The following is a 24,021-nucleotide window of genomic DNA, read 5'->3' as shown; positions in this document are numbered from 1 at the left end:
ACATTTTATAATTTTAATAGAATATATTTTATTTAGGTTTTTAAAAATAATATTTAAGGAGTGATATGTATGATAATTAAGATTCTAGGATCAGGATGTAAAAAATGTGTTACATTAAAAGAAAATACTGAAGTAGCATTAAAAGAAATAGGGATAGAAGCTGAGATAATTAAAATTATGGATTTTAAGGACATTATGGCTTATGGTGTAATGACAACTCCAGCACTAATTATTAATGAAAAAGTTGTTTCCTTTGGAAAGGTATTAAAACCAAAAGAAATTATAAAGATTCTTCACAGTTTATAAAAAATATATTAGAAGGGGAGTTGCCAGAAGGTTTTAGATGTCCTAAATGTAAACAACCAGCCTCAGTATTTGTTAAAATTGAAGAAGAAAAAAAACTAAAAATATTTATTCTGGAACAAAGACAGAAAAGAATTTGATGGAAGCTTTCTCAGGTGAAAGCCAGGCGAGAAACAAATATACATACTTCGCCAATATTGCACAAAGAGAAGGATACGATCAGTTAGCTGATATTTTTCTAATGACAGCTAGAAATGAACAAGAGCATGCTCATATATGGTATGAAGAGTTGGGTAATTTGGGAAATGCTGCTGAAAATCTTTTACATGCAGCTGAAGGTGAAAATTATGAGTGGATAGACATGTATAATCGAAGTTAGAAAAGAAAATTATTAATTTTAAGCCGTCACTTATTATGGCGGTTTTTTATTTTGCATATTAATATCAATATATAGTTCTTTATATAATTCAAAGTAATGGTTTATAAATATGTAAACATTATAATTTTTATTGACAATGGATAATATTTTTGTTATTGTTTAAAAGTATGAAATTTGTGTGAACTTATATTAGGAGGATATTATGCAAGAAACAAAGGTTAAAGTAGTAGTAGCTGATCCGTCGGCAATAGGTTTATTTGGACTAGCAATGGTAACATTAGTAGCATCGTCTCAAAAGTTAGGATTAACAGAGGGTGTATCTTTAGTATTACCATGGGCAATATTTTTAGGAGCAACAGCACAATTGTTGGCTTGTTTAAATGATTTTAAGCATAACAACACTTTTGGAGCAACAGCTTTTGGAGCTTATGCATTCTTTTGGTATGGTGTTGGGTTTACTTGGTTAATTCAAAATGGAGTATTTGGACCAGCCCTAGCAGCTAAAGCTGACATAAATCAATTAGGGGTCGCTTATTTAGGGTATTTAATTTTTACAATATTTATGACTATAGGTGCTATGGAAACTCATAAGGTGTTATTTACAATATTCCTATTGATAGATTTCCTATTCTTGGGATTAACACTAACAACTTTTGGAATAATGGAGCATGGAGCACATATGCTAGCAGCTTATTCTGAGTTAGGGATAGCTTTAGTATCTTTCTATGGTTCAGCAGCTGCAGTATTAAATACTCACTTTGGAAGAGTATTTTTACCTGTTGGAAAACCTTTTGGAATATTTAAGAAGTAATATTTAGGTGATGAATTATTTCATCACCTTTTTTTATATCCTTGGTATGTAAAATTGGATTCTAATTTTAAACTCATTATAATAGTTTAAAGCCTCCTAGAATAGTTTATAAGCTATCTAAGGAAGCTTTAATTTTTATAAATATAAGAATTACACTAGTATTTAATTTTTATTTAGAAATATTTATTTTTTTACCTTCTTTACGCCACTTACTAAATTCAGCTGTTGCTGTGAAAAGTGCATCTGTAGATGAGTTAAGTGCAGTTTCAGCAGAATCTTGTATAACACCTACGATAAAACCTACACCAACTACTTGCATAGCAATGTCACTTGGGACTCCGAATAAACTACATGCTAGAGGGACAAGTAATAGAGAACCTCCAGCCACTCCAGAAGCACCACAAGCACTTACCGCAGAAAGTACACTAAGAATTATTGCTGTACCAATATCTACTTTAATACCAAGAGTATGAACAGCTGCAAGAGTTAAAACAGAAATAGTAATAGCTGCACCAGCCATGTTAATTGTGGCGCCCAATGGAATTGATACTGAATAAGTATCTTTATCTAAACCAAGTTCTTCACATAAACTCATATTTACAGGAATATTAGCAGCAGAACTACGGGTAAAGAATGCTGTAAGTCCACTTTCTTTTAAGCATTTAAATACAAGTGGGTATGGATTTTGACGAATAGCTACGTACACCATAATTGGATTTACAACAAGAGCTACAAAAATCATACTTCCAAGTAGAAGTAAAAGTAATTTTCCATAGCTAAGAAGTGAAGCTATTCCACTTGTAACGATAGTATCAACTACAAGTCCCATGATTCCTAATGGCGCAAAGTTTATTACCCATACAACCATTTGAGATAAGGCATCAGAAACATTAGAAATTATTAGTTTAGTAGAACTTGCTGCATTTTTTAAGGCAAAACCAAGAATTACTGCCCAAGCTAATATACCAATGTAGTTAGCATTAAAAAGAGCTTTTACTGGATTATCAACTAGGTTTAATAGTAATGCTTTAAGAACTTCTACTACACCGCCAGGAGGAGTAATGTTTTCTACCCCAGCTACAAGGGTTAGGCTTACCGGGAATAAAAAGCTTCCAATAACAGCTACTAGTCCAGCGAAGAATGTTCCTAAAAGATAAAGAATAATAACGGTCTTCATATTGGTTTCGTGACCACTTTTGTGTTGTGAAATAGCACTTGTTACCAAAAATAAGACTAGGATAGGTGCAATGGCTTTTAAAGCACCTACAAATAAAGATCCAAAAATTGATAATGGTTTTGCTACATTAGGAATGGTTACGGCTAATATAATACCTATGATTAAACCTATGATTATACGTTTTACTAAACTTAATCCATTCCATTTCTTCATTAGATTCTTCATAATATTTTCCTCCTATAACGTTAAATAAAAAAAGTAAGTTTTAGTGGCTTTAAATTTGTTACTAGGAAATTCTTTGGTAAAAATAAGTTTATCATGAATCTTCACTAATGTGAAGTGGAAAAGCATAATGAATTTTCAATTAATTAATGGGCACCTTTACATAAATAACCTATATAATAAACAATTTGAAAATATAATTTGTTTTGAAATTATATATTAAAGCCTATAAACACTTAACTTATGGGTTGTATAAATTAAATTTAAAATATTGATAAAATCAATTCAATTGCAAGAAAAAATTTTTTTTGAGCATTATGAAGAGATGCCACTACATATCTCTATACTATTTTGGGATAACTGTTCTATAATTATTCACTGAAAATAAAATTTTAATTGAGAATACAGATTTTACTGAAGTTTGAGTTGTTGGATTTTTACTAGAATATGTGTATTATGTTAATAGTAAATATAAAAGTGAAGTTACTGTAAAAATTAGTGGCAAGAGAAAATTTTTAAGGCGTTCAAGGTGTTATAGAATAAGATTATTTTGAATGAGCATTTGGAGGTAGAAGTATGGGAGATGTTATATATAGAAAATTAGAATTAGAGGAATGTGAGTATATAAATAAAATGAATCCATCTCAATATGTAGGAAAAGCATGTAGAGATGTGGATGGCAAACGTAAATTAGTGGAAATAAATTACCAAGATTGTGATTGGCCAAATGGCTATGAATATCATCTAAGAAATTTGAAGAAAACTATTTTAAGTGGTGGAAGTGCCATTGCTGCTTTTGATGATAATAATAAATTACTGGGGTTTTCAACAGTTAATCGCGAATTTTTTGGTAAAAAATTTAATTATGTTTTATTAGACCAACTTTTCGTAACCTTAGAATATAGAAATAAAGGAATAGGAAAAAATTTATTCATACTTTCTGCAAATGTTGCAAGAGAGTGGAAATTAGATAAAATTTATATTTGTGCAGGTTCTGCTGAGGAAACAATTGCTTTTTATTTTTCAATAGGGTGTAAAGAAGCAGAGGAAATAAATAAAGAACTATATGAAAATGACCCAAGAGATTACCAATTAGAGCTTTCATTATAAAAATCACACATATTTTATTTATTTTAAAAATAGAAAAACAAGGATGCTATTTAAAAGTTACAAGTATCCTTGTTTTATGTAACCTAGCTTAGGATTTATTTTTTTGCATAAATGTAGGAATGCTTTCTACAAAAAATCTCACAAAGGTGTCTTTAAATTCTTCATCGTCCTGTTTTAAAACCCCCAGGGAATATTGCATTGCAACACCATCTAGAGCTGCTATTAAAATAGCAGCAAGACTTTTTTTACATTTAGTATTTTCAATACCAAATGCGTAAAAGTACATATCTGCTACCTTGTTTATTATTTCATTATAATCTTGTTTAAGGCTTTCACTAAGAGAGCCACCTTTGGATAATACGTAGCCTATTAATAAAACTAAAAGGCGCTGCTCATTAACCTTAGACATACGTTCTCTAACTTTATCACTAATTTCATTTAACATATTTTCAGTGCTTTTAAGATTACTACTTTCATCTTTTTCAGAAAGTTTTTGAGCAAAGTACATAGCTTCCTTTACTGCGTGGTAAAATAACTCGTCCTTGTTCTTAAAATGATGATATATTGCACCAGTAGTAAGTCCAGCAGCTGAGGCTATTTGACGCATACTTGTTTCTTCAAAGCCGTTTTCTATAAATACACTAATTGCAGCATCTAAAATATGTTGCTTTTTTTCATTTGGTTCATTAGCGTTCATTTTATTCACCCCATTTAAAAATAGTATATCATATTTTTACAACATTATGGTTCACATATCATAGAACTATTGCATTAAAGACAAAATAGTCTGCATTTTCATAACATATTTATTATTTCGAATGTTAATTCATTGACAAAGGTAGATGTGTATTATATTATAAACATAACAACTGTTATGTTATATTGTGGAACAGTTGGTAATAATATATTGTAACCTACTTTAATAAAGTAACCTAAAATTAAATATGAAATGGGGGAGAGTTTACATGGAGGCATTTAAAATTTTAGAAATTAAGCAAAGTGTTTTTGACAACAATGATCGTCAGGCTGAGCTACTTAGAGAAGAATTGAAAAAAGATGGAGTCTTTTTATTAAATCTTATGTCATCACCTGGTTCAGGGAAAACAACAACTGTTTTAAGAACAATTGAAGCTCTTCAAAATGAAATGAACATTGGTATTTTAGAAGCTGATATTGATTCAGATGTGGATGCACACAAGGTTTCACAGACGGGAGTTAAAGTAATTCAACTGCATACAGGAGGAATGTGTCATCTTGATGCTGATATGACTAGACAAGGTTTAAAAGGTCTTGGAACAGATAACATTGATTTTGCAATATTGGAGAATGTTGGAAACTTAGTGTGTCCTGCAGAATTTGACACTGGTGCATCAAAAAATGCTATGATTCTAAGCATACCAGAAGGAGATGACAAGCCTTTAAAATATCCTTTAATGTTTTCAATAGTTGATGTTTTATTAGTCAACAAAATAGATGCAGCGGACTATTTTGAATTTGATATGGAGGCAGTAAAAGAGAGGGTAAAAAAACTGAATCCCAATATTAAAGTTATTCCAATTTCAGCTAAAACTGGAGAGGGAATTGGAGAATGGGCTGACTGGATACGTGGACAAATAGATAGTTGGGAAAATAAATAACTTTAAATAATTCATAACATTAAAAATATTACAAACTTACCTTGAAATATTTTGACTATATATAATAATCAGCTTCTTTGGTTACTTTTGTTTTAATAACTTAATAAAACCTAAAAGTGCTGATTATTTTAATATGGTTAATAATAATAATGATTCTTGCCATCTTTGCAATTCATTGTAAACACTGATGTTTATAGTTTTGTTTATGATGACATATAATTATTTTGGGGAGGGATAATATATGGTCAAGGAAAAGGTACTTGATCTTGCAAATCACATCAGTAATAAGAAACGTGGCTCGAAAAATGAAATCAAAGCTACAGATCCTGAGTATATGATTCTTGAACCTGTTGTTTCAGAAGAAATGGCTGAAGTGGTACTTTGTATGGAAATACGTAAAAAGGTTACTGCTAAAGATGTTGCTCCTTTATGTGGCAAATCTGTAGAGAGAACAACAGAACTTTTGTTAAAATTAGCAGATGCAGGGGTTTGTTTTGTAAATGAAATTAATGGAGTAGATACATTTTGGTATGAGACCTGGGTTCCAGGTATCATGGAAATGATGGTTAACAATAAGGATAATGTTAAAAAGTATCCTCAGATTCCTAGGGCTTTTGAAGCCTATGGAAGAGTAAGAGGACCTAAGACAGCAGGAAGTTTTCCTGTAGGAGTAGGTCTTATGCGTGTTATACCTATAGAACATGCCATTGAAGGTGAAACTAGAAGAGCATCCTATGAGGAAGTTTCTAAGTATCTTAATGATAATGATATTTTCTCAGTTGCTGATTGTTCATGCCGTACAGCAAGAGAAGCTATGGGAGAAGGCTGTGGTCACCTTAAGGAAGACATGTGCATTCAGATGGGGCATGCTGCAGAATACTATATACGTACGAAGAGAGGTAGGCAGATTACTCGTGAAGAAGCCTTTGAAATTATTAAGAGAGCAGAAGAAAATGGATTAATGCATCAAATACCTAACTTAGATGGTTCTGGTAAAACTCATGCTATTTGTAATTGCTGTGGATGTTCTTGTTTGGCTTTAAGAACCGCTAGTATGTTTATTAACGCTGACATGGTACGTTCAAACTATGTTTCTAAAGTGGACAAAGAGAAATGTGTTGCCTGTGGAGAGTGCGTTCAAAATTGTCCTGTTAATGCACTACAATTGGGGCAAAAGTTATGTTCAAAAACACCAGTAACTACTGAGATAAAGAGAATTGATACTCCACGAGATACTGAGTGGGGTCCAGATAAATGGAATTCTGATTATAGAACCAATAGAAAAGATGTAGTTGATACAGGTACAAGTCCTTGTAAAACCAATTGTCCAGCTCATATTGCAGTTCAAGGTTATGTTAAACTTGCTTCTCAAGGAAGATATAGGGAAGCACTTGAACTTATTAAACAAGAAAATCCGTTTCCTGCAGTATGTGGACGTATTTGCCCAAGAAAGTGTGAAACTGATTGTACTAGGGGAGATATTGATGATCCAGTTGCTATTGATGAAATCAAAAAATTTATTGCTGAACAAGATTTAAATACTGATCATAGATATGTGCCTAAACGTAAGCACGAGTACGGTAAAAAAATTGCTGTTGTGGGAGCAGGGCCTTCAGGTCTTAGCTGTGCATACTACTTAGCCATTGATGGATATAAAGTAACTGTGTTTGAAAAAGAAAATGTTCTTGGTGGAATGTTAACTTTAGGAATACCTTCATTCAGGCTTGAAAAGAATGTAATAAATGCTGAAATTGACATACTGAAAGAATTAGGCGTTGAATTCAAGACAGGGGTTGAGGTTGGAAGAGATATAAGTCTTAATGAATTAAGGGATCAAGGTTATAAAGCCTTTTATATTGCAATTGGTGCTTGTATGGGAAGAAAGCTTGGCATAGAAGGTGAAAATTTTGAAAATGTTATAACAGGGATAGACTTTATGAGAGATGTTAACTTGGGTAAGGAGTTAAAACTTGAAGGCGATGTAATCGTAATCGGTGGTGGTAACGTTGCTATAGATGTTGCAAGAACAGCTACTAGAATTGGAAAAACACAAGTTAAAATGTACTGTTTGGAAAGTCGTGAACAAATGCCTGCTCTTCCAGAGGAAATTGAAGAAGCCTTATCAGAGGATATTGAAATTAATAATTCTTGGGGACCAAAGAGAGTAATTGTTGAGAATGGTCGTGCTACGGGAGTAGAATTCAAGAAATGTATTTCTGTGTTTGATAAAAGTGGAAGATTTAATCCATCTTATGATGAAAAAAACACCATTATAGTTAAGGCTGATAATGTACTACTTTCCATAGGCCAAGGAATGAATTGGGGAGAACTTTTATCAGACAGTAAAATTGAATTAAATAGAAATAATACTATTAAAGCTGATCCACTTACTCTACAGACAGGTGAGCCTGATGTTTTTGCTGGAGGTGATGCATTAACAGGACCTAAGTTCGCAATAGATGCTATTGCTTTAGGTAAGGAAGGGGCAATTTCAATCCATCGTTATGTTCAGCCAGGACAAAGTTTGATTATTGGTCGAGATAGAAAAGAGTATCATGCTTTAGATAAGGAAAATTTAGAACTTCAAGGATATGATAGTACTCCGAGACAGAGTGTGGGACATGTTGATGGAAGTAAATCAAGAAATACTTTTAAGGACTTACGTGAAACATTTACTGAAGACCAGATAAAAAGGGAAACAGAACGTTGTCTTAGCTGTGGGGCAACTGTTGTAGATGAATTCCTGTGTGTAGGCTGCGGTCAATGTACAACTAAATGTAAGTTTGATGCTATTTCTCTTGTAAGAAAATATGATGGCGAGGGTGTAGCCTATGAGGATCTGAAGCCTGTAGTTATAAAGCAAGTTCTCAAACGGAAAGTGAAAATTACAACTAAAAAAATAAAGAAACTTTTTAAATAACTTAGTTAACTATAAAAATTTTATAAAGTAATTTTAAATTTAAATTGGGGTAGAGGGTGAAATAAATGTTTGAATTTAATTATGTTGAAGGAGCAACAATGTTTTCTGCATGGGGAATGTGGTTTGTAGTTTTTGCAGGTTTGTTTTTATTCAATGAGTTTTCTAGAAGACAGAAGTGGGCAGGATTTTTTAGTTTTGTTATTTTGCCAATTATTTTAACAGTTGTTTGGATGACTGTTTTAAAGGATGTTACCTATACTGACTGGTTCCATCTAGCTAAAGTTTATTCTGCAACAGCAGGATGTATTGGATTTTGGTGTATTCGTCATATCGAGAAAAAGGATAAAATTACTGGTGAGGTTGTTTGGAGACTAGCTGATAATAAAATTGCACTATGCTTTCCACCGTTGATTCTAGCTATTAACATTATAGAAGCAGTGGCAAGAGATATTGAAGTTGGATCCACTTATTGGATGATGAATTCAGGAGCTATTGAAGGTGAAGTAGTAGGTGTAATGGGTGGTCCTTGGAATTATATGAATGCAGCGGCTGGTATACTAAATATCATTGCTATAACTGGTTGGTTTGGAATAGTAATTAGAAAACAAACTAGAAAGGACAAAAGTAAGGATATGCTATGGCCTGATATGCTTTGGTTCTGGATTATTGCATATGATTTATGGAATTTTGTATATACTTATAATTGCATACCTACTCATTCTTGGTACGCAGGCTTAGCATTACTTATTGCGCCAACTCTATGTGCATTTACTGTTGGAAAAGGTGCTTGGCTACAGCATAGAGCTCAGACATTAGCTATATGGTGCATGTTTGCTCAAACTTTTCCAAATTTCCAGGATACAGGAATGTTTGTAGTTAAATCAACTTACAATACTACTATTTATACAATTTTAGGAGCTATAGCTCTTGCAAGTAACATAGCTGTATTTGTTTATATGATATATAAAATAAGGAAAACTAAGAGAAATCCATACAGGGGAGAACTTTATACTGATCTTGATGAGTTTAAAGAAATTAAAATGATGATGTAAAGCGATATATTATGATTATAGAAGGCAAAAATAGGCCTGTAGGCCTATTTTTGCTATCTAGAACTATTAAGATAACACAATATACAATAATTAAGTTTCTAATACGTATCTATTAATTGAAAATAATAGATTACACACTTATTGGTTATTGTTGTTTACAAATTTAGATACTACAAAAATTATTATTGCTGATATAATAGCTATGCCAGCAAATAAAAATCCTATTGGTATAAGAAAGAATGGTTCAGATAGAGTTCCATCTGGCAAGACTTCGGAACCTACTACATTAAATATTGTAAAACACGCTATACTAGCTACTACTAAAAGAATACTAAATAAATATTTTTTCATTTTTAATTTTCCTCCTATAAATTTTTGTACTTAAGATTAATTTTTCGTTTGTAATTAAGTACTTTGTAAATTCTGTACCTTTTAATATCATTTTATACTTGAAAAGTAGAATTGTCAATAAATATTTATTGATTTACAATAAATATTTATTATTATTAATACAACCTAGCTGATATCGGAAGGGTTGCGTTTCAATTTACAACAGAGGAGATAAGATAGATGGTTTTAAATGCTTGACTTTTTGAGGCATTTTATTTTGTAAAGGAGTGGATATTATGCACATGGCTGATGCTTTGATTTCACCAGTGGTAGGAGGAACTATGTTGGCTGCTACGACTGGAATTACAGCTTATTCAATTAAAAAAATCCAGAATGATATGGATGAAAAAAAAATCCCATTAATGGGGGTAATGGGAGCCTTTGTTTTTGCAGCACAAATGATTAATTTTTCAATCCCTGGTACTGGTTCTAGTGGACACATTGGAGGAGGAATACTACTTGCAATATTATTAGGGCCCTATGCGGGATTCTTAACTATGGCTTCTGTTTTGTTAATTCAAGCACTGTTCTTTGGAGATGGTGGGTTACTTGCCTATGGTTGCAACGTATTTAATCTTGGATTTTATACTTGTTTTATAGCATACCCTTTAATTTATAAATGGTTTACACGTAAAGGGATTACTACTAAGAAGATTTTTAGCGCTTCAATGGCGTCTACTATAGTTGGTCTTCAAATAGGAGCTTTTAGCGTTGTACTTCAGACTCTTATGTCTGGAAAGACTGAATTGCCTTTTGGAACCTTTTTATTGTTAATGCAACCAATACATCTGGCGATCGGAGTAGCTGAAGGGTTTGTTACATCAGCAATTGTTACTTTTGTATGGAAGGCTAGACCAGAAATTCTAGAAAAGGCAGCTAAAGGAGAAGCTCTTGGTAATATATCTATGAAAAAGATACTTACTAGCCTGGTAATTGGAGTAGTTTTAGTTGGCGGAACGCTTTCTTGGTTTGCATCTTCAAATCCTGATGGATTGGAATGGGCTATGGAAAAAACTTCAGGAACAGCAGAATTTGAAACACCAGATGGAATTCATAATACATTATCAAAAATACAAAGTAAGATAGCGTTTTTGCCTGATTACAGTTTTAAGGCAAAGGAAGATGAAAGCAAAGAAGAAACAGCTGTAGAAGTTGAAGAGCAATGGCCTGCAGTTAGTGCTGGAACAAGTGTTTCAGGCATTGTTGGTGGAATACTGACACTTGCACTGGCAGCATTCACAGGATTTATTATCAGCTTAGTTAAAAAAAGAAAAGAAAGGTTTAATAATAAAAATAAGCTAGGTGGTAATGAACCCACCAGTAAAATTCTACAATAAGGATTTGATTTTACATGGCAAAAGTAATAAATTCTCTTTATAATATGAGACTTCTAGATGATTTAGCAGGGAAAGAAACCACAATACATAGGCTTCATCCCATTACAAAGTTATTAACTACAATTGTTTATCTAACTGTAGTTGTATCATTTGGAAGATATGAAATTAGTAGTCTTTTGTCTTTTATTTTCTATCCTGTGGTTATTTTTGTGTTAGCAGAGCTGCCAGTTGTTCCAATCCTTAAAAGACTATTACTTGTAGAGCCTTTTATTATTGGAATTGGTATATTAAATCCCTTATTTAATCATAATACAATGGCTCTAGGAGGTATTGTTATTTCAAGAGGATGGGTAATATTTTTATCTATTTTCGTAAAATGTGGGTTAACGGTGACTGTTAGTATTTTATTAATTGCAACTACAGGAATGGATAAATTGGCTGTAGCATTGCGTATGCTGAAGGTTCCTAAAATCTTTGTATTACAGTTATTATTAACATATAGATATATATCTGTGCTTATAGAAGAGGTTTCTAGAATGATGAGAGCGTATTTCCTTAGGGCGCCTGGACAAAAGGGCATACAAAGAAATGTTTGGGGTTCTTTTGCAGGGCAGTTGATACTTAGGACATTCGATAGGGCACAACGGGTATATCAATCTATGAATATGAGAGGCTTTACAGGTGAGTATAATACAGGAAATATTAAAAAATTAAGCTTTAGTGATTTTGCGTATTTAGCAGGTTGGAGCATATTTTTCATTTTAGCAAGAATTTATAATATACCTATGCTTATAGGTTCATTAATTACGGGGGTGATTAAATAGATGAGTTGTCATAAACTTGAGGTAAGTAACTTACATTTTTCTTATCCTGATGGACATGTAGCAGTAAAAAATATATCATTCACAATCCATCACGGTGAATCTGTGGGAATTATTGGTGCCAATGGTGCAGGAAAGTCCACACTATTGATGCTTTTGATGGGAGTTCTCTTTCCAAACAACGGAGAGGTGGTCATAGGAGATGTGGATGTAACAAAAAAAACATTACCCTTGATTCGTCAGAAGTTAGGAATGGTTTTTCAAGATCCTGATGATCAGTTGTTTATGACAACTGTATATGATGATGTGGCTTTTGGACCACGAAATTATAACTTCGATGAAAAAGAAGTTGAAATCAAAGTTGCAAGGGCTTTAGAGTTAGTAGGAATATCTCACTTGAAAGATAGAGCACCCTTTAAATTATCAAGTGGAGAAAAGCGAGCTGCTGCAATTGCATCAGTTCTATCAATGGAACCAGATGTATTAGTTATGGATGAGCCAACAGCAGCTTTAGATCCTAAATCAAGACGAAGATTAATCAATTTATTAAAAGGCTTTCAGCATACAAAGATAATAACTAGTCATGATTTAGATATGATATTTGATACATCTAAAAGGGTTATCGTGATAAAAGAAGGTGAAATTGCTGCAGATGGAAACACAGTGGATATTTTAAGTAACGCGGATTTATTAAATGACTGTGGATTAGAAATACCTCTTTCACTCCAGAATTGTCCTATTTGTGGAGCTTCAAAAAAAAGATCTCTATAGCATATAAACGTTAGAACCTGTAGATAGGGTTGTTATAAGAAAAGAGAGGATTATGATTAAAAATATATGCAGTGAGAGAAAAATTGTAAAAGCCTAGATTCACATTTATATATACGTAGCATAGTATATTATTGAATTATTATTTCTGGAGGAAATTTTAGTGTATATTAAGCCTAGAGTAGATGATCAAATGATGTATAATACTCAGTTACAAGAGGCGCTTGAGAGAGTAAAAGAGTCAGTTCAAGGTGAAAGAGAAGATGAACTTTTTTATGGATTTCTTATAAGTATGGCACCTACTATGGAAGAAAAAGACATTATAACGGCTATAAGAGATGATGAACGTAGACATAATAGAGAGTTTAGAAAAATTTATAAGGATTTTACAGGTATGGAGGTTCCAACTGTAGAGGATGAATCTTTTGAAAGACCAGAGTCATATATAGATGGTATTAAAAAGGCTTTATTCGGAGAGCTAAGAGCGGTAGAAAGATATAGAGATATTAGAAGGGCTTTAGGTATGGGTCCACAGAGAGATGTCTTATTTGATATAATTACAGATGAATTAAAACATTCTTCAAAATATAACTATCTGTTTACTTTAAACAGAAGTATGGGAAGTCCATCTATGAATAGACGTTCAATGCAAGATACTTCTGGGTTTACACCAGATGACTGGGTAAGGTATATAACTCCATTAGTAACTCGTGCTTTAGCAGAAGCTAGAGAAGGGATTAATCCTGAACACTTATATCAAGAATTTATCCTATCAGGTGTCCTTGTTGGTCTGGGAAAAGCTCCACAGGAAGCAATTGAACAGGTGGAAGAGTGGGAAAGGACAGGTGCATCTAAACTGCTTGCAGAAAGTAAAGTGACAAGGGGTTACTATTATTACTAGAGTACGAAGCTAAAAAGTCAAATGCGATATCTTAGTATTTAAGTTATCGCATTTTGTTTTTTGTATGAGCTTATCATACTCAATTTACATTTAGATTACTGCTATTCCTTGTGCACCGATTTGTGGTAATTTTGTATCTTGATATATTTGCAACAGAACTAAGTGTCCATTTTTATTAATTCTAAACACACTGATTGAACCTTCTCCACCATTTAAAGCATAAAAGTTTTGACCACATCTATCTATTCCACTATCAATTGGAGCACCTGTTCCATTAGGTGTACTTGGTCTGCTTTCAACAACAGTTAAAGTTCCATCATTATTAATTCGATAGAGAGTTATTGTACTAGTACCAGTGTTAGAGGTGTAAGCATAGGTTTCATTAGGATTAACAGAAACCCAACAAGTTGCTGTTTGATTATTTAATACAGAGCCACTAATAACATTAAGAATACCATTGGTTGTAACATGGTAGGATGATAGCGCATTTGGGCCTACTTCACTAACTATTAAAAGATTATTATTAAGATAAGCTGAGCCAAAAGGACCTACACCATTTGAAGGAGTTATAATTGGACCTGCTAGACTTCCATTACACTTTACTTTATAAACACTGAGATTATTAGTTTCTCCTTCACTTACAACAAGTTTATCACAGTAAGGACTTGAAACAATACATCTTGCTTTAGCAGCATCAGAACTCAAGGGTCTTTGAGAGCCACGTATAATTCTAAGACATCCGTTTGATTCAATATGGAAACCAGTAACATTGGCAGGACACTGAGGAGAATTACCAGAATTGGTTACATAAAGGTTGTTGTTATTTACAGTTAAGCTGTTAGGAAAAATTCCACCTGAAGGTACTACATCAACAAGAGTAAGCCCGCATTGACATACACGAAAACTACTTATGCTATTACTACCAGCGTTAACTACAAAGAGAAAATTACCATCGAGTGATAAAGCAATGGACCCTTGAGATTCTAGAGGATCCACTTGTTGTAAGCCTGTACCATTTCCACCCGTTTTATATACTTTGGGACAAGATAGAATTCCTATACGATTCCGCACAAAAGCAACAACACTGTTACTTAATTCATTAGTCATAGAAAATACCATGCTGATATAATTACTTTTATTATAAGACATTTTATCAATCTCCTTTAAAACTTTGTAAAACTTACAATTTAACTATAATTCATTATATGCATGATTTATAAAAGAGAACTCTATTAATTGAAAAGTGCATTGATTAAATATTAATACTAGAAGTTATAGAGCTTATTACAGCTACATCTATTAATGTCATTAATAGATGTAGTGGATCTAATACTTTTATAAAAGTCTGAAAAAATTATTTATTGAGGAAGGTTTTTGTATATAAATGCAGAATAGTAAATAGATACAAGGATTTACTTATAGGAGGTAAATGAAATGGCAGAAACGCAAGGTATATTAACATGGACACTAGTATCTGAATGTCCAATTCCAAATGACGTTAATGATTTATTGGTGGAAGGAGAAGTAGGGATTGCTGCTTATAAAACATTCCGAGATAGTGCAATTTTTACTAATAAAAGACTAATTGTAAGAGATGCACAAGGGCTTACTGGTAAGAAAGTAGAGGTTTATTCATTGCCTTACTCTTCTATTAACATGTGGTCTACTGAAAATGCAGGGAAACTTTTTGACCTTAGTGCAGAAGTTGAATTATGGACTAGAGCTGGTCAAATAAAAGTAAATCTACAAAAGGGAGTAGATGTCCGTAAACTAGATATGTTGATAGCTAACGCACTTTTAAAAGGATAATCATAGACATATGTAAAGTGAAAAAGCTTTAAATTTTCTTTATTAATTTATTCCACATCGTAGGTTGCAGTGATACAATTCTGATATTTAATAAACAGCCGTTATTTAAGTTTTTAAGTAGCGGCTTTAACTTTTATAAACATTACCTTAAAATTTATTATCTACAAACTGGCTTATTATCCTTTATTGCATTTCTGTGGGAATTAATGTAAAATAATAATAGGGGGTGATTAGATGGAAGAAGACATGAAGTTGAAATCAACACCAATACAAAGGAATGAATATGATGTTGCCATTGAATTAACTAATTTATACTTTTCATATCGAACAGATTCACCAGAAGTTGAAGAAATTCAACAGGTATATGCTAGATTTTATGCTGTAGTTTGTGGAATGGATGTTAAATTTAGAAATGGTATACCTGTAAACAAGATTGAAGAATTGTTACCAGAATCATTAAAAGAAAAATAGGTTAATTGAAGAACTCTCATTATGAGGGTTCTTTTTTAAATATTTTTTAATAGAGTAGCATTTTAATGAAGAAATAGTGATTTAATCATTTAAATATGTAGAATTATTATGTATAATGTAGCTAAATGAAATATTATTTTATATAAAAACAAAGGGGGAAGGTGATTATTATTAGGAATAAAAGGATTTATATTTTCATTGTAATTATGGCTGTAATAATGCTTTGTTTAGCTACTTATAGCGAAAACATAATAACGGCTAAGTCTAAAGATGATCAATTAATTAGTAATAAAATTAAAGCACCATTTTATCCATGGGACAAAGAACTACCTAATATAGAAACACCAGAGGGATTTGATTGGAGAGAATTTCAAGGTACTACCCTAAATTTTGTAGTAGAAAATAATATAAATGCTAATATTCTTTCTAGGGAGTGTAGAAAGTTTACTGAAAAAACAGGTATTAGAGTGAACATTAGACCAATGGATTATACTACAATGATAAATAAAATAAATAATGATTTTATATCTGAAAGAGGAAAATTTCAACTTGTTTATGTAGATCCATATCAAACGCTTAATAGGTTTCATAATAATCTAGAGGATTTAAACTTATATAATAATGATCCTAGAATGCCTCATATACCAGGTGGTATGGAGGATTTCTTTGATGATCAGGTAAATATTTCATCTTACTTTGGTGATAAAACTAAGTTATGTGCCATACCTTTTGATACTACAACTATGATTTTCTTCTATAGAAAAGATATTTTTGAAAAGTATAGAGAACAGTTTATGGCGGAAAATGGATTTGATTGGACTCCAGGACAGAAAGATTTTACTTGGCAAAGATATTGTGTTATTTCTAAATGGATTGATGAAAATGTTCCAGATGAAGAAGTTAAATATGGAAGTGCACAGATGGCTCAATTACATAATTCAGTATATTGCGATTTTTCTAATGTCCTTGAATCCTATGGAGGAAACTATTTTGATGATCCCTATGTGAATACATTAGGAGTAGAAAAACCAAAAAAAGTTTCAGTTAAAAATGATTACCTTGAAGAGGGATTAAGTATGTACAAACAGATGGTAGAAGTAGGTGCACCAGAAAGTATTAATTGGAATTGGACGGATACTGCGGAAGCTTTTAAAAACGGTGAAATCGCAATGATGGCAAACTGGGATGAAAATGGAGCTGTAGTAGAAAATCATAATATTTCTAAAGTGGCAGGTAAGGTTGGCTATAGCATCTTGCCCTATGGAAATGCGAGAAGTGCTAATATCTATGGAGGAGCAGGAATCGGAATTAATAGTGATGCTTCAGAAATTGAAAAGAAGGCTGCTTGGTTATTTATAGTTTGGGCTACTGCACCTCAGACACAAAGTATGGTTTTATGGGAACCAGAAGGTGGAAGCATGCCACCGAGAAAATCTGTGTACAATAGTATGGATGTACAAAACATCATAGAGAATGTAAAGAATAATACAAATGAAATAAGTAATTTAAACCACTTACCTGCACTACTAGAGGTATGGAAAGAGGATAATGTATATTTTAGATCTAAGATTAGTAACTTCTATTTTGTAGAGCAAATAATTATTAATAATGTAAGAGACATGGTTAAAAATGATTTAGATCCTAGGGTAGTAGCAGATAAAATTTTTAAAGAGTTGAGTTTACTACAATGAAGAGCGGGGATAAAATGAGAACTTCATGGATTAGAAAGAGCTTTAGAAACAAATTGCTAATTATTTTTATTCTATTAATATTTATACCTATTGGATTTATATATATTATTTATAACAATGTGATGAAATCAATTATTACTACAAAGTATAGTGAATCTGCAAAACAATCTGTGTATGAGGCCGGAAGCAATATTGATTTTATAATTGATAGCATTGCTGATCTATCAGACATGGTTGTTACTAATAGAGATTTTATAGAAAGTTTGAAAGGCTCATCAACTGAAAGTCATGAGGAATTAAATAATATACTTAGAAATTTTTGTACTACAAATGAAGAGGTGGAAAGTATATACCTTACAACTAAACATAATATTTATAATGTAGGGGCTAGTAAAACCTATGTGAAGCAAGTAATTGATATTAATAATATCAATAACACTCATGGTGAGTTAGTTTGGTTTGATACAATTCCTGTTAGAGTTAACATATTGTCGGGAGAAATTCCTAAGAATTATTTTTCTTTAGGAAGAAAGATAATAGACTTAAATAGCTTAAAGGATATGGGAACAATATTTATTGATGTAGATGAAACCATATTAGAGGATTCTTATAAAAGTTTAATTACAGAGGAGAATAGCGAATTATTTATTTGCAATGAAAAGGGTCAAATAATTAGTCATCCTAATAAAGAAATTATAGGAAAGAATATAGAAGAAAAAAATTATGCAAAAGAAGTTCTATCATCTAATATAGATATGGGTTCAATAGAATTTACTGATGATAATGTTGAAAAGGTATGTATATACTCTAATATTACATCAACAGATTGGAAGATCGTAAAGATAGTAACCAAAGAGTATCTATACAAAGAAATTACAAATATGCAACGATATATGTTAATAGGTGTAATAATTTATGTAGTTATAACTATAATAATTTGTTTATTCTTTTCGTCTCAAATTTCAAAACCCATGGTGAGTATGAGAAATATGATGAAGAAGGCTGAAGATGGAGATTTAAATGTGCGTATAAATATAGATAGAATTGACGAGTTAGGGGAACTTGGAAACAGCTTTAATAATATGATAGGGAAAATGAATGAAGTTGTTGATAAGTTAGTAGAAGAAGAAAGAATAAAAAAAGAGTTAGAACTTGAGACATTGCATGCTCAGATTAATCCACACTTCCTGTATAATACATTAAATACTATAAAGTGGATGGCAAAGATACAAGGGGATAAATCTGTAAGTAATGCAGTAACTTCACTGATAAAACTTCTAAGGGTAAGTATAAACTTAGGAAAGGAAATGATTACTCTAGAGGATGAGATTGATTACGTTAAGAATTATATTAAAATACAAAATCTAAGATTCAATGAAAAAGTTAACATTATTTATAATATTCATGAAGACTGCCTTAATTGCTCAATACCGAAATTAATTTTACAGCCCATTGTAGAGAATTCTTTGATATATGGAATTAAAGAAGATGAAGAAGAGGAACCATTGGAAATATCTATAAATGCATGTATAGAAGGTGAAAACTTAATTATTCTTGTAGAAGATAATGGACCTGGTATAAGTGAAGAGGATTTAGAAAAAATCTTTGCTAAAGAGAAAGATGTAAATAAATTTAGTAAAGTTGGATTAAACAATGTTAATGAAAGAATAAAGCTTTATTGCGGTGAAGAATATGGAATTAAAATAGGAAATAGAAGTAAAATAGGTACCTATGTTAAGGTGACGATTCCTAGGAGTATAATGAGGAAAACTACTGGTGACTTTTTAGTAGATAAAGAGGGTGATGAAAGTTTATAAGGTTTTAATTGTAGATGATGAGGTTCTTGTAAGAGTAGGATTAAAATCCACAATAGATTGGAATAGTATAGGCTTTACAGTTATAGGTGAGGCTTCAAATGGTGAAAAAGCCTATGAGATGTATAAGCTATTTAACCCAGATGTGATTATAACAGATATAAAAATGCCTAAGAAGGATGGTTTATGGTTAACAGAAAAAGTAAGAAAAGAAGATAGCTTAACTCAAATACTAGTATTAACCTGCTATGATGATTTTACAAATGTAAGACAAGCTCTAAAATATGGAGCTAATAATTATATTCTTAAATCAGAGGTAGAGGATGAGGAACTTATAAGTACAATGCTAGAGGTAAAAAGAAATTTAGACAATATAAATAAGAATGCACTAGGTAAGGATAAGACTAGTGAAACCTTAATGAAGACTAAAAGTCAGCTTATAGGTTATCTTATAGATGGTTCAAGTTCCTTTGATGAATTAGATTTTGAGGGGTTTAAACAGGTAGACTTTAATATTTATGGAGGAAAATATTCTATTTTAGGTTTCTTCCCTGAAGCTAATGATATTATTGCCTCCATTAAAGAAAGAGAAAATGTGAAAAATGCTATGATAGAGCTTATAACGTGGATATTTTCTAAAGAAAAAATACAATGTCTTTTAAAGGAACAGGAGGATGGACTTATATATTTTATATCTAAAGAAGATATTAAATCTGGTGAAGTACAAGAGGTAATTAAATATATAAAATCCACTGTAATTCAATATTTTAATATTAAGTTAGATGTAATATACACACCTATATTTAGTGAGCTTAGAGAATTCCCAAATTATTTTAAGGAATATGTGGAAAGAACAAAAGATATATTCTATTTGCCTTTAGGTTCTGTAGTGGAAACTAGAGAATATAAAGAATTAAAAGATATAAATATGTTGAAATTCGAAAAACAATCTAAGAGTATTCTTATAAACTTTATAGAAGAAGGAAATCTAGAAGATGGAAAAAGTCATATAGAGGTTATAGAGAATAAAATAAAAGGTTGTAAAATATCTGAGTTAACATGTAAACTTATGTATTGCAATATTATTGTTAGTATATTAGAAAGGTATGAAGAATATTTTCAAGATAATGATTATGATTCCTTATATCAGGGGTATTACAATAAAATTATGGATTCTACAAGAATTATGTTTATATCAAAACTGATGTGTAAATTTATAGAGGAGATATGTCAGTTAGTTCTAAGAATAAGGGATGATCAGAATTCTAAATATATAATAAATAAAGTTGTGGAGTACATTGAAAAAAATTATTCTAGTAAAGTTACCCTAGAAGATATCGCTACTCATATTAATCTATCTAAACAATACCTATCATTTTTATTTAAAAAGGAGACAGGAATAAATATTTCTTCTTATATTATCAATCTGCGTATAGATAAGGCGAAGGAAATGATTATTAAAGGTGAAGACAGTATGAAAATTATCTATCAAAGGGTAGGATTTACAGATCAACAGTATTTTTATAAGACTTTTAAAAAAGTAACAGGATTAACTGTAGGTCAATATAAAGATACCATACAAAAATAAATAAAGTATAGCACATTAATACTATTTAACTATGTTAAGTAGTATTTTTTTTTATAAAATTAAGATTAGTGAAAAAAATGTAGAAATATATACAATTATGCTATACAAATATATTAATATATTACATAAAAATATTAATATATTACACAAAGAACTTTGTGAAAAATTAGGCGAGAATAATTTACACAAAACTAAGGTTATTTTCCATTATAGGTTAATAATTTTTTTATTATAATTAAGCCATAGAGTGAAATTAAAAGTTTACAAGGAGGGATAAAGGTGGAGAGCAATATACCAAAGCTAGAATTAAAAGGTATACAGAAATTTTTCCCAGGAGTAACTGCTTTAGCTAATGTAAGTTTTTCTGTTAAAAAGGGAACAGTTCATGTGCTTTGTGGAGAAAATGGAGCTGGTAAGTCTACACTTATGAAGATAATAAATGGTATATATCAGCCTGATGGTGGAAGTATTCATATAGATGGAAAAGAAGTTAAGATACAGAATCCTATTGAAGCTCGTAAGCATGGTATATCTATGATATTTCAAGAACTAAATTATATACCTGAGATTACTATTGAAGAAAGTATATTTTTAGGAAGAGAGCCTGTAAATAAATTAGGGAAAATTAATTGGAAGAAGATTAGAAAAGATACAGAAGAACTTTTAAAACAAGAAAATTTACCCTATTCGCCAACAACACAATTTAAGGATCTTACAGTATCAGATATACAAATGCTAGAGATTCTAAAGGCTATGTCTTATAATTCACAGGTTATTATCATGGATGAGCCTACATCTGCAATTACTAGAAAAGAGGTAGGAATTTTATTTGATAAGATTGCTGAATTAAAAAGTAAGGGTGTAAGTATAATATATATATCTCATAAGATGGAAGAAATTTTTAAAATAGCTGATGAAATAACAGTTATAAGAGATGGTGTTGTTATTGATACTAAGCTAGCTAGTGAATTAGATATAGACAAGGTTATTTCTCTTATGGTAGGTCGTAAAATTACCAATGCATATCCTAAGGAAGATATTAAAATCGGAGAAACCATGTTAGAGATTAAAGAATTAACTGATGGAAAGCACTTTGAGGATATTAATTTCCATGTGAAAAGAGGAGAAATTATAGGTTTTGCAGGTCTTATGGGAGCAGGTAGAAGTGAAGTGGCTAGAACAATATTTGGACTAGACCCATACCTATCAGGTGAGATTAAAGTCAAAGGTAAAGATGTTAAAATAAAAAATGTAAAAGATAGTATTAATAATGGAATAGTTATGCTATCAGAAGATCGTAAGAGATATGGAATAGTAGGAATTAGAAGTATAACTGAAAATGTATCCATATCTAATTTAGAGAAATTCTTTTATAAGGGTCATCTACATAGTAAAAAAGAGATTAATAGTGTATCAAACATATGTGAAAGAATGAAGGTAAAATGCCCTAATCTAGAAACCTCTATTGATTCTCTAAGCGGAGGAAATCAGCAGAAGGTAATATTTGCAAAGTGGATGCTTAGAAATCCAGATGTTCTTATACTTGATGAGCCAACAAGGGGAATTGATGTAGGTGCAAAGTACGAAATATATAAACTTATTACAGAACTTGCAAAAGAAAATAGAGCAGTAATAATAATAAGTTCCGAATTACCAGAGCTCATAGGTATGTGCGATAGAATCTATGTTATGGCATCTGGAAAAATTACTGGAGAAATAGATAGAGAAAAGGCTACACAAGAAGCTATTATGAAGTTAGCTACAAGGGGGGAATAGAAGGATGAAGATGATAGATATTAGACATAAATGGTCAAAAACCTCAAGTAAATATAGTATTTACGTTATATTACTTGCTATGTTTATGGCATGTTCTTTAATCAGTCCTGTATTTTTATCAGGAGAAAACTTAACAAATATATCAAGACAAATATCAATAACCACTATTATTGCTTTTGGTGAAACAATTTTAATTATATGTGGACTTATAGATTTATCAGCAGGTTCAGTTCTGGCTTTATCAGGTCTGCTTTCTGTTGCAGCATTTAAGGCTACAGGTTCTTTGGAAATAGCAGTGCTAGTTGGAGTACTTGTAGGTGTTATATGTAACTTTATCAATGGGATAATGGTAACTAAGTTTAAAGCACCTCCATTTATTGCCACATTAGCTATGCAAACTGTAGCAAGAGGAGCAGCCTTATTATTTACAAATGGTCAAAATATTTATCAAATAGGAGACTTTATTGTACTAGGACAAAATTCTATAGGATTTATTCCTATTCCTGTAATATTCATGACTGGAATTACTCTTTTAACTTGGTACATCCTAAAACATACAAAGCTAGGTAGATGTGTTTATGCTGCAGGTGGTAGTGAAGAGGCTTCAAGAGCTTCAGGAATAGATGTAAATAAAACTAAGATGAAGGCTTATCTTATAAATGGTATATTTGTTGGAATTGCAGGTGTGTTATTTATGTCTCGTGTTAATGCTGGGCTTCCTAATGCTGGTATAGGAGCAGAATTTGAAGGAATGACCGCTGCAATAATTGGTGGAACAAGCTTTACCGGGGGAATAGGAACTGCAGGTGGAACCCTTGCAGGAGCATTCATTATGGGATTCTTAAACAATATAATGAACCTAGTAGGAATACAATCTTATATGCAACAAGTAGTAAAGGGAGTAATTATTGCATTTGCAGTAATTTACGATATAAAGTCTAAGAATAAAAGAGAAAGTAAAAAACTAGGTAGTATTACTGATAAAACTAAAGACAAAACCCTAGTAGAAACCGAAGGAAGTTCTGTTTAGACTAAATCAAGTTA

The 24,021-nt window shown here is 31.5% G+C and carries 22 protein-coding genes; 18 read left to right on the top strand and 4 right to left on the bottom strand.

The window, feature by feature from the left end; translation table 11 throughout:
* Nucleotides 1-69 precede the first annotated feature (69 nt).
* The 3 genes from B3630_RS12630 (at nucleotide 70) to B3630_RS12620 (ending at nucleotide 1,493) form a co-directional block, all read left to right on the top strand.
* Nucleotides 70-306, top strand: coding sequence for a thioredoxin family protein (locus B3630_RS12630; protein WP_346898686.1), 237 nt, complete (start codon nucleotides 70-72; stop codon nucleotides 304-306).
* A gap of 136 nt (nucleotides 307-442) precedes the next feature.
* Nucleotides 443-682 carry a rubrerythrin family protein gene (locus B3630_RS12625; RefSeq protein ID WP_346898684.1) on the top strand — a complete coding sequence of 80 codons (240 nt, stop codon included), beginning with the start codon at nucleotides 443-445 and terminating at the stop codon, nucleotides 680-682.
* A 202-nt stretch (nucleotides 683-884) separates the two neighbouring features.
* Nucleotides 885-1,493, top strand: coding sequence for an acetate uptake transporter (locus tag B3630_RS12620; RefSeq protein WP_346898682.1), 609 nt, complete (start codon nucleotides 885-887; stop codon nucleotides 1,491-1,493).
* A gap of 169 nt (nucleotides 1,494-1,662) precedes the next feature.
* Here B3630_RS12620 and sstT read toward each other — a convergent pair whose 3' ends face one another.
* Nucleotides 1,663-2,895, bottom strand: a complete 1,233-nt coding sequence (gene sstT / locus B3630_RS12615; protein ID WP_346898680.1) for a serine/threonine transporter SstT — start codon at nucleotides 2,893-2,895, stop codon at nucleotides 1,663-1,665.
* Between the two features lie 573 nt (nucleotides 2,896-3,468).
* On the opposite strand from sstT, the gene B3630_RS12610 reads away from it, so the two are divergent.
* Nucleotides 3,469-4,002: a GNAT family N-acetyltransferase gene (locus tag B3630_RS12610; RefSeq protein ID WP_346898678.1), complete on the top strand. Its 534-nt coding sequence runs from the start codon at nucleotides 3,469-3,471 to the stop codon at nucleotides 4,000-4,002.
* An 88-nt stretch (nucleotides 4,003-4,090) separates the two neighbouring features.
* Here B3630_RS12610 and B3630_RS12605 read toward each other — a convergent pair whose 3' ends face one another.
* Complete coding sequence (locus tag B3630_RS12605) at nucleotides 4,091-4,699, bottom strand: TetR/AcrR family transcriptional regulator (RefSeq protein WP_346898676.1); 609 nt, start codon at nucleotides 4,697-4,699, stop codon at nucleotides 4,091-4,093.
* Between the two features lie 268 nt (nucleotides 4,700-4,967).
* Between B3630_RS12605 and hypB the strand changes: the two genes are divergently transcribed.
* From hypB to B3630_RS12590, 3 genes are all read left to right on the top strand, one after another.
* Nucleotides 4,968-5,639 (top strand): hydrogenase nickel incorporation protein HypB, encoded by a 672-nt coding sequence (gene hypB, locus B3630_RS12600; RefSeq protein ID WP_346898674.1) that lies wholly within the window; start codon nucleotides 4,968-4,970, stop codon nucleotides 5,637-5,639.
* A 241-nt stretch (nucleotides 5,640-5,880) separates the two neighbouring features.
* Nucleotides 5,881-8,559, top strand: a complete 2,679-nt coding sequence (locus B3630_RS12595) for an FAD-dependent oxidoreductase (protein ID WP_346898672.1) — start codon at nucleotides 5,881-5,883, stop codon at nucleotides 8,557-8,559.
* Nucleotides 8,560-8,624: 65 nt separating this feature from the next.
* Nucleotides 8,625-9,611: a DUF5692 family protein gene (locus tag B3630_RS12590; protein ID WP_346898670.1), complete on the top strand. Its 987-nt coding sequence runs from the start codon at nucleotides 8,625-8,627 to the stop codon at nucleotides 9,609-9,611.
* Nucleotides 9,612-9,749: 138 nt separating this feature from the next.
* Here B3630_RS12590 and B3630_RS12585 read toward each other — a convergent pair whose 3' ends face one another.
* A complete protein-coding gene (locus tag B3630_RS12585; RefSeq protein ID WP_346898668.1) occupies nucleotides 9,750-9,962 on the bottom strand; it encodes a DUF3955 domain-containing protein in 213 nt (70 codons plus the stop codon).
* A gap of 275 nt (nucleotides 9,963-10,237) precedes the next feature.
* Here B3630_RS12585 and B3630_RS12580 point away from each other — a divergent pair, with 275 nt between their 5' ends.
* From B3630_RS12580 to B3630_RS12565, 4 genes are all read left to right on the top strand, one after another.
* Nucleotides 10,238-11,338: an energy-coupling factor ABC transporter permease gene (locus B3630_RS12580; RefSeq protein ID WP_346898666.1), complete on the top strand. Its 1,101-nt coding sequence runs from the start codon at nucleotides 10,238-10,240 to the stop codon at nucleotides 11,336-11,338.
* A 14-nt stretch (nucleotides 11,339-11,352) separates the two neighbouring features.
* Complete coding sequence (gene cbiQ / locus B3630_RS12575) at nucleotides 11,353-12,162, top strand: cobalt ECF transporter T component CbiQ (RefSeq protein ID WP_346898664.1); 810 nt, start codon at nucleotides 11,353-11,355, stop codon at nucleotides 12,160-12,162.
* Complete coding sequence (locus B3630_RS12570; RefSeq protein WP_346898662.1) at nucleotides 12,163-12,930, top strand: ABC transporter ATP-binding protein; 768 nt, start codon at nucleotides 12,163-12,165, stop codon at nucleotides 12,928-12,930. It abuts the gene before it with no gap.
* Between the two features lie 160 nt (nucleotides 12,931-13,090).
* Nucleotides 13,091-13,828, top strand: a complete 738-nt coding sequence (locus B3630_RS12565) for a ferritin-like domain-containing protein (RefSeq protein WP_346898660.1) — start codon at nucleotides 13,091-13,093, stop codon at nucleotides 13,826-13,828.
* 90 nt (nucleotides 13,829-13,918) lie between these two features.
* On the opposite strand, the gene B3630_RS12560 is transcribed toward B3630_RS12565, so the two are convergent.
* Nucleotides 13,919-14,977 carry a lactonase family protein gene (locus B3630_RS12560; protein ID WP_346898658.1) on the bottom strand — a complete coding sequence of 353 codons (1,059 nt, stop codon included), beginning with the start codon at nucleotides 14,975-14,977 and terminating at the stop codon, nucleotides 13,919-13,921.
* Between the two features lie 285 nt (nucleotides 14,978-15,262).
* On the opposite strand from B3630_RS12560, the gene B3630_RS12555 reads away from it, so the two are divergent.
* From B3630_RS12555 to B3630_RS12525, 7 genes are all read left to right on the top strand, one after another.
* Entirely contained in the window at nucleotides 15,263-15,637 is a 375-nt protein-coding gene (locus B3630_RS12555; RefSeq protein WP_346898656.1) for a PH domain-containing protein, read from the top strand.
* A gap of 234 nt (nucleotides 15,638-15,871) precedes the next feature.
* Nucleotides 15,872-16,108 carry a hypothetical protein gene (locus B3630_RS12550; RefSeq protein WP_150844996.1) on the top strand — a complete coding sequence of 79 codons (237 nt, stop codon included), beginning with the start codon at nucleotides 15,872-15,874 and terminating at the stop codon, nucleotides 16,106-16,108.
* 161 nt (nucleotides 16,109-16,269) lie between these two features.
* On the top strand, nucleotides 16,270-17,799 hold the full coding sequence (locus tag B3630_RS12545) for an ABC transporter substrate-binding protein (RefSeq protein ID WP_346898654.1): 1,530 nt from the start codon (nucleotides 16,270-16,272) through the stop codon (nucleotides 17,797-17,799).
* Nucleotides 17,796-19,616 carry a sensor histidine kinase gene (locus B3630_RS12540; protein WP_346898652.1) on the top strand — a complete coding sequence of 607 codons (1,821 nt, stop codon included), beginning with the start codon at nucleotides 17,796-17,798 and terminating at the stop codon, nucleotides 19,614-19,616. The genes B3630_RS12545 and B3630_RS12540 overlap by 4 nt, the downstream gene beginning before the upstream one ends.
* Nucleotides 19,603-21,201: a response regulator transcription factor gene (locus tag B3630_RS12535; protein WP_346898650.1), complete on the top strand. Its 1,599-nt coding sequence runs from the start codon at nucleotides 19,603-19,605 to the stop codon at nucleotides 21,199-21,201. Before B3630_RS12540 ends, B3630_RS12535 begins: the two co-directional genes overlap by 14 nt.
* 279 nt (nucleotides 21,202-21,480) lie before the next feature.
* Nucleotides 21,481-22,977 (top strand): sugar ABC transporter ATP-binding protein, encoded by a 1,497-nt coding sequence (locus tag B3630_RS12530; protein WP_346898648.1) that lies wholly within the window; start codon nucleotides 21,481-21,483, stop codon nucleotides 22,975-22,977.
* A 4-nt stretch (nucleotides 22,978-22,981) separates the two neighbouring features.
* Entirely contained in the window at nucleotides 22,982-24,007 is a 1,026-nt protein-coding gene (locus tag B3630_RS12525) for an ABC transporter permease (protein WP_346898646.1), read from the top strand.
* The last annotated feature ends 14 nt before the right edge of the window (nucleotides 24,008-24,021 follow it).

The sequence above is a fragment of the Clostridium sp. UBA7503 genome, from assembly GCF_002477055.1.
GTDB classification, from domain to species: Bacteria; Bacillota; Clostridia; order Clostridiales; family Clostridiaceae; genus Clostridium_J; species Clostridium_J sulfidigenes.
Note: the sequence above shows the minus strand (reverse complement) of the source record. Positions and strands in the feature narration are given on the sequence as shown.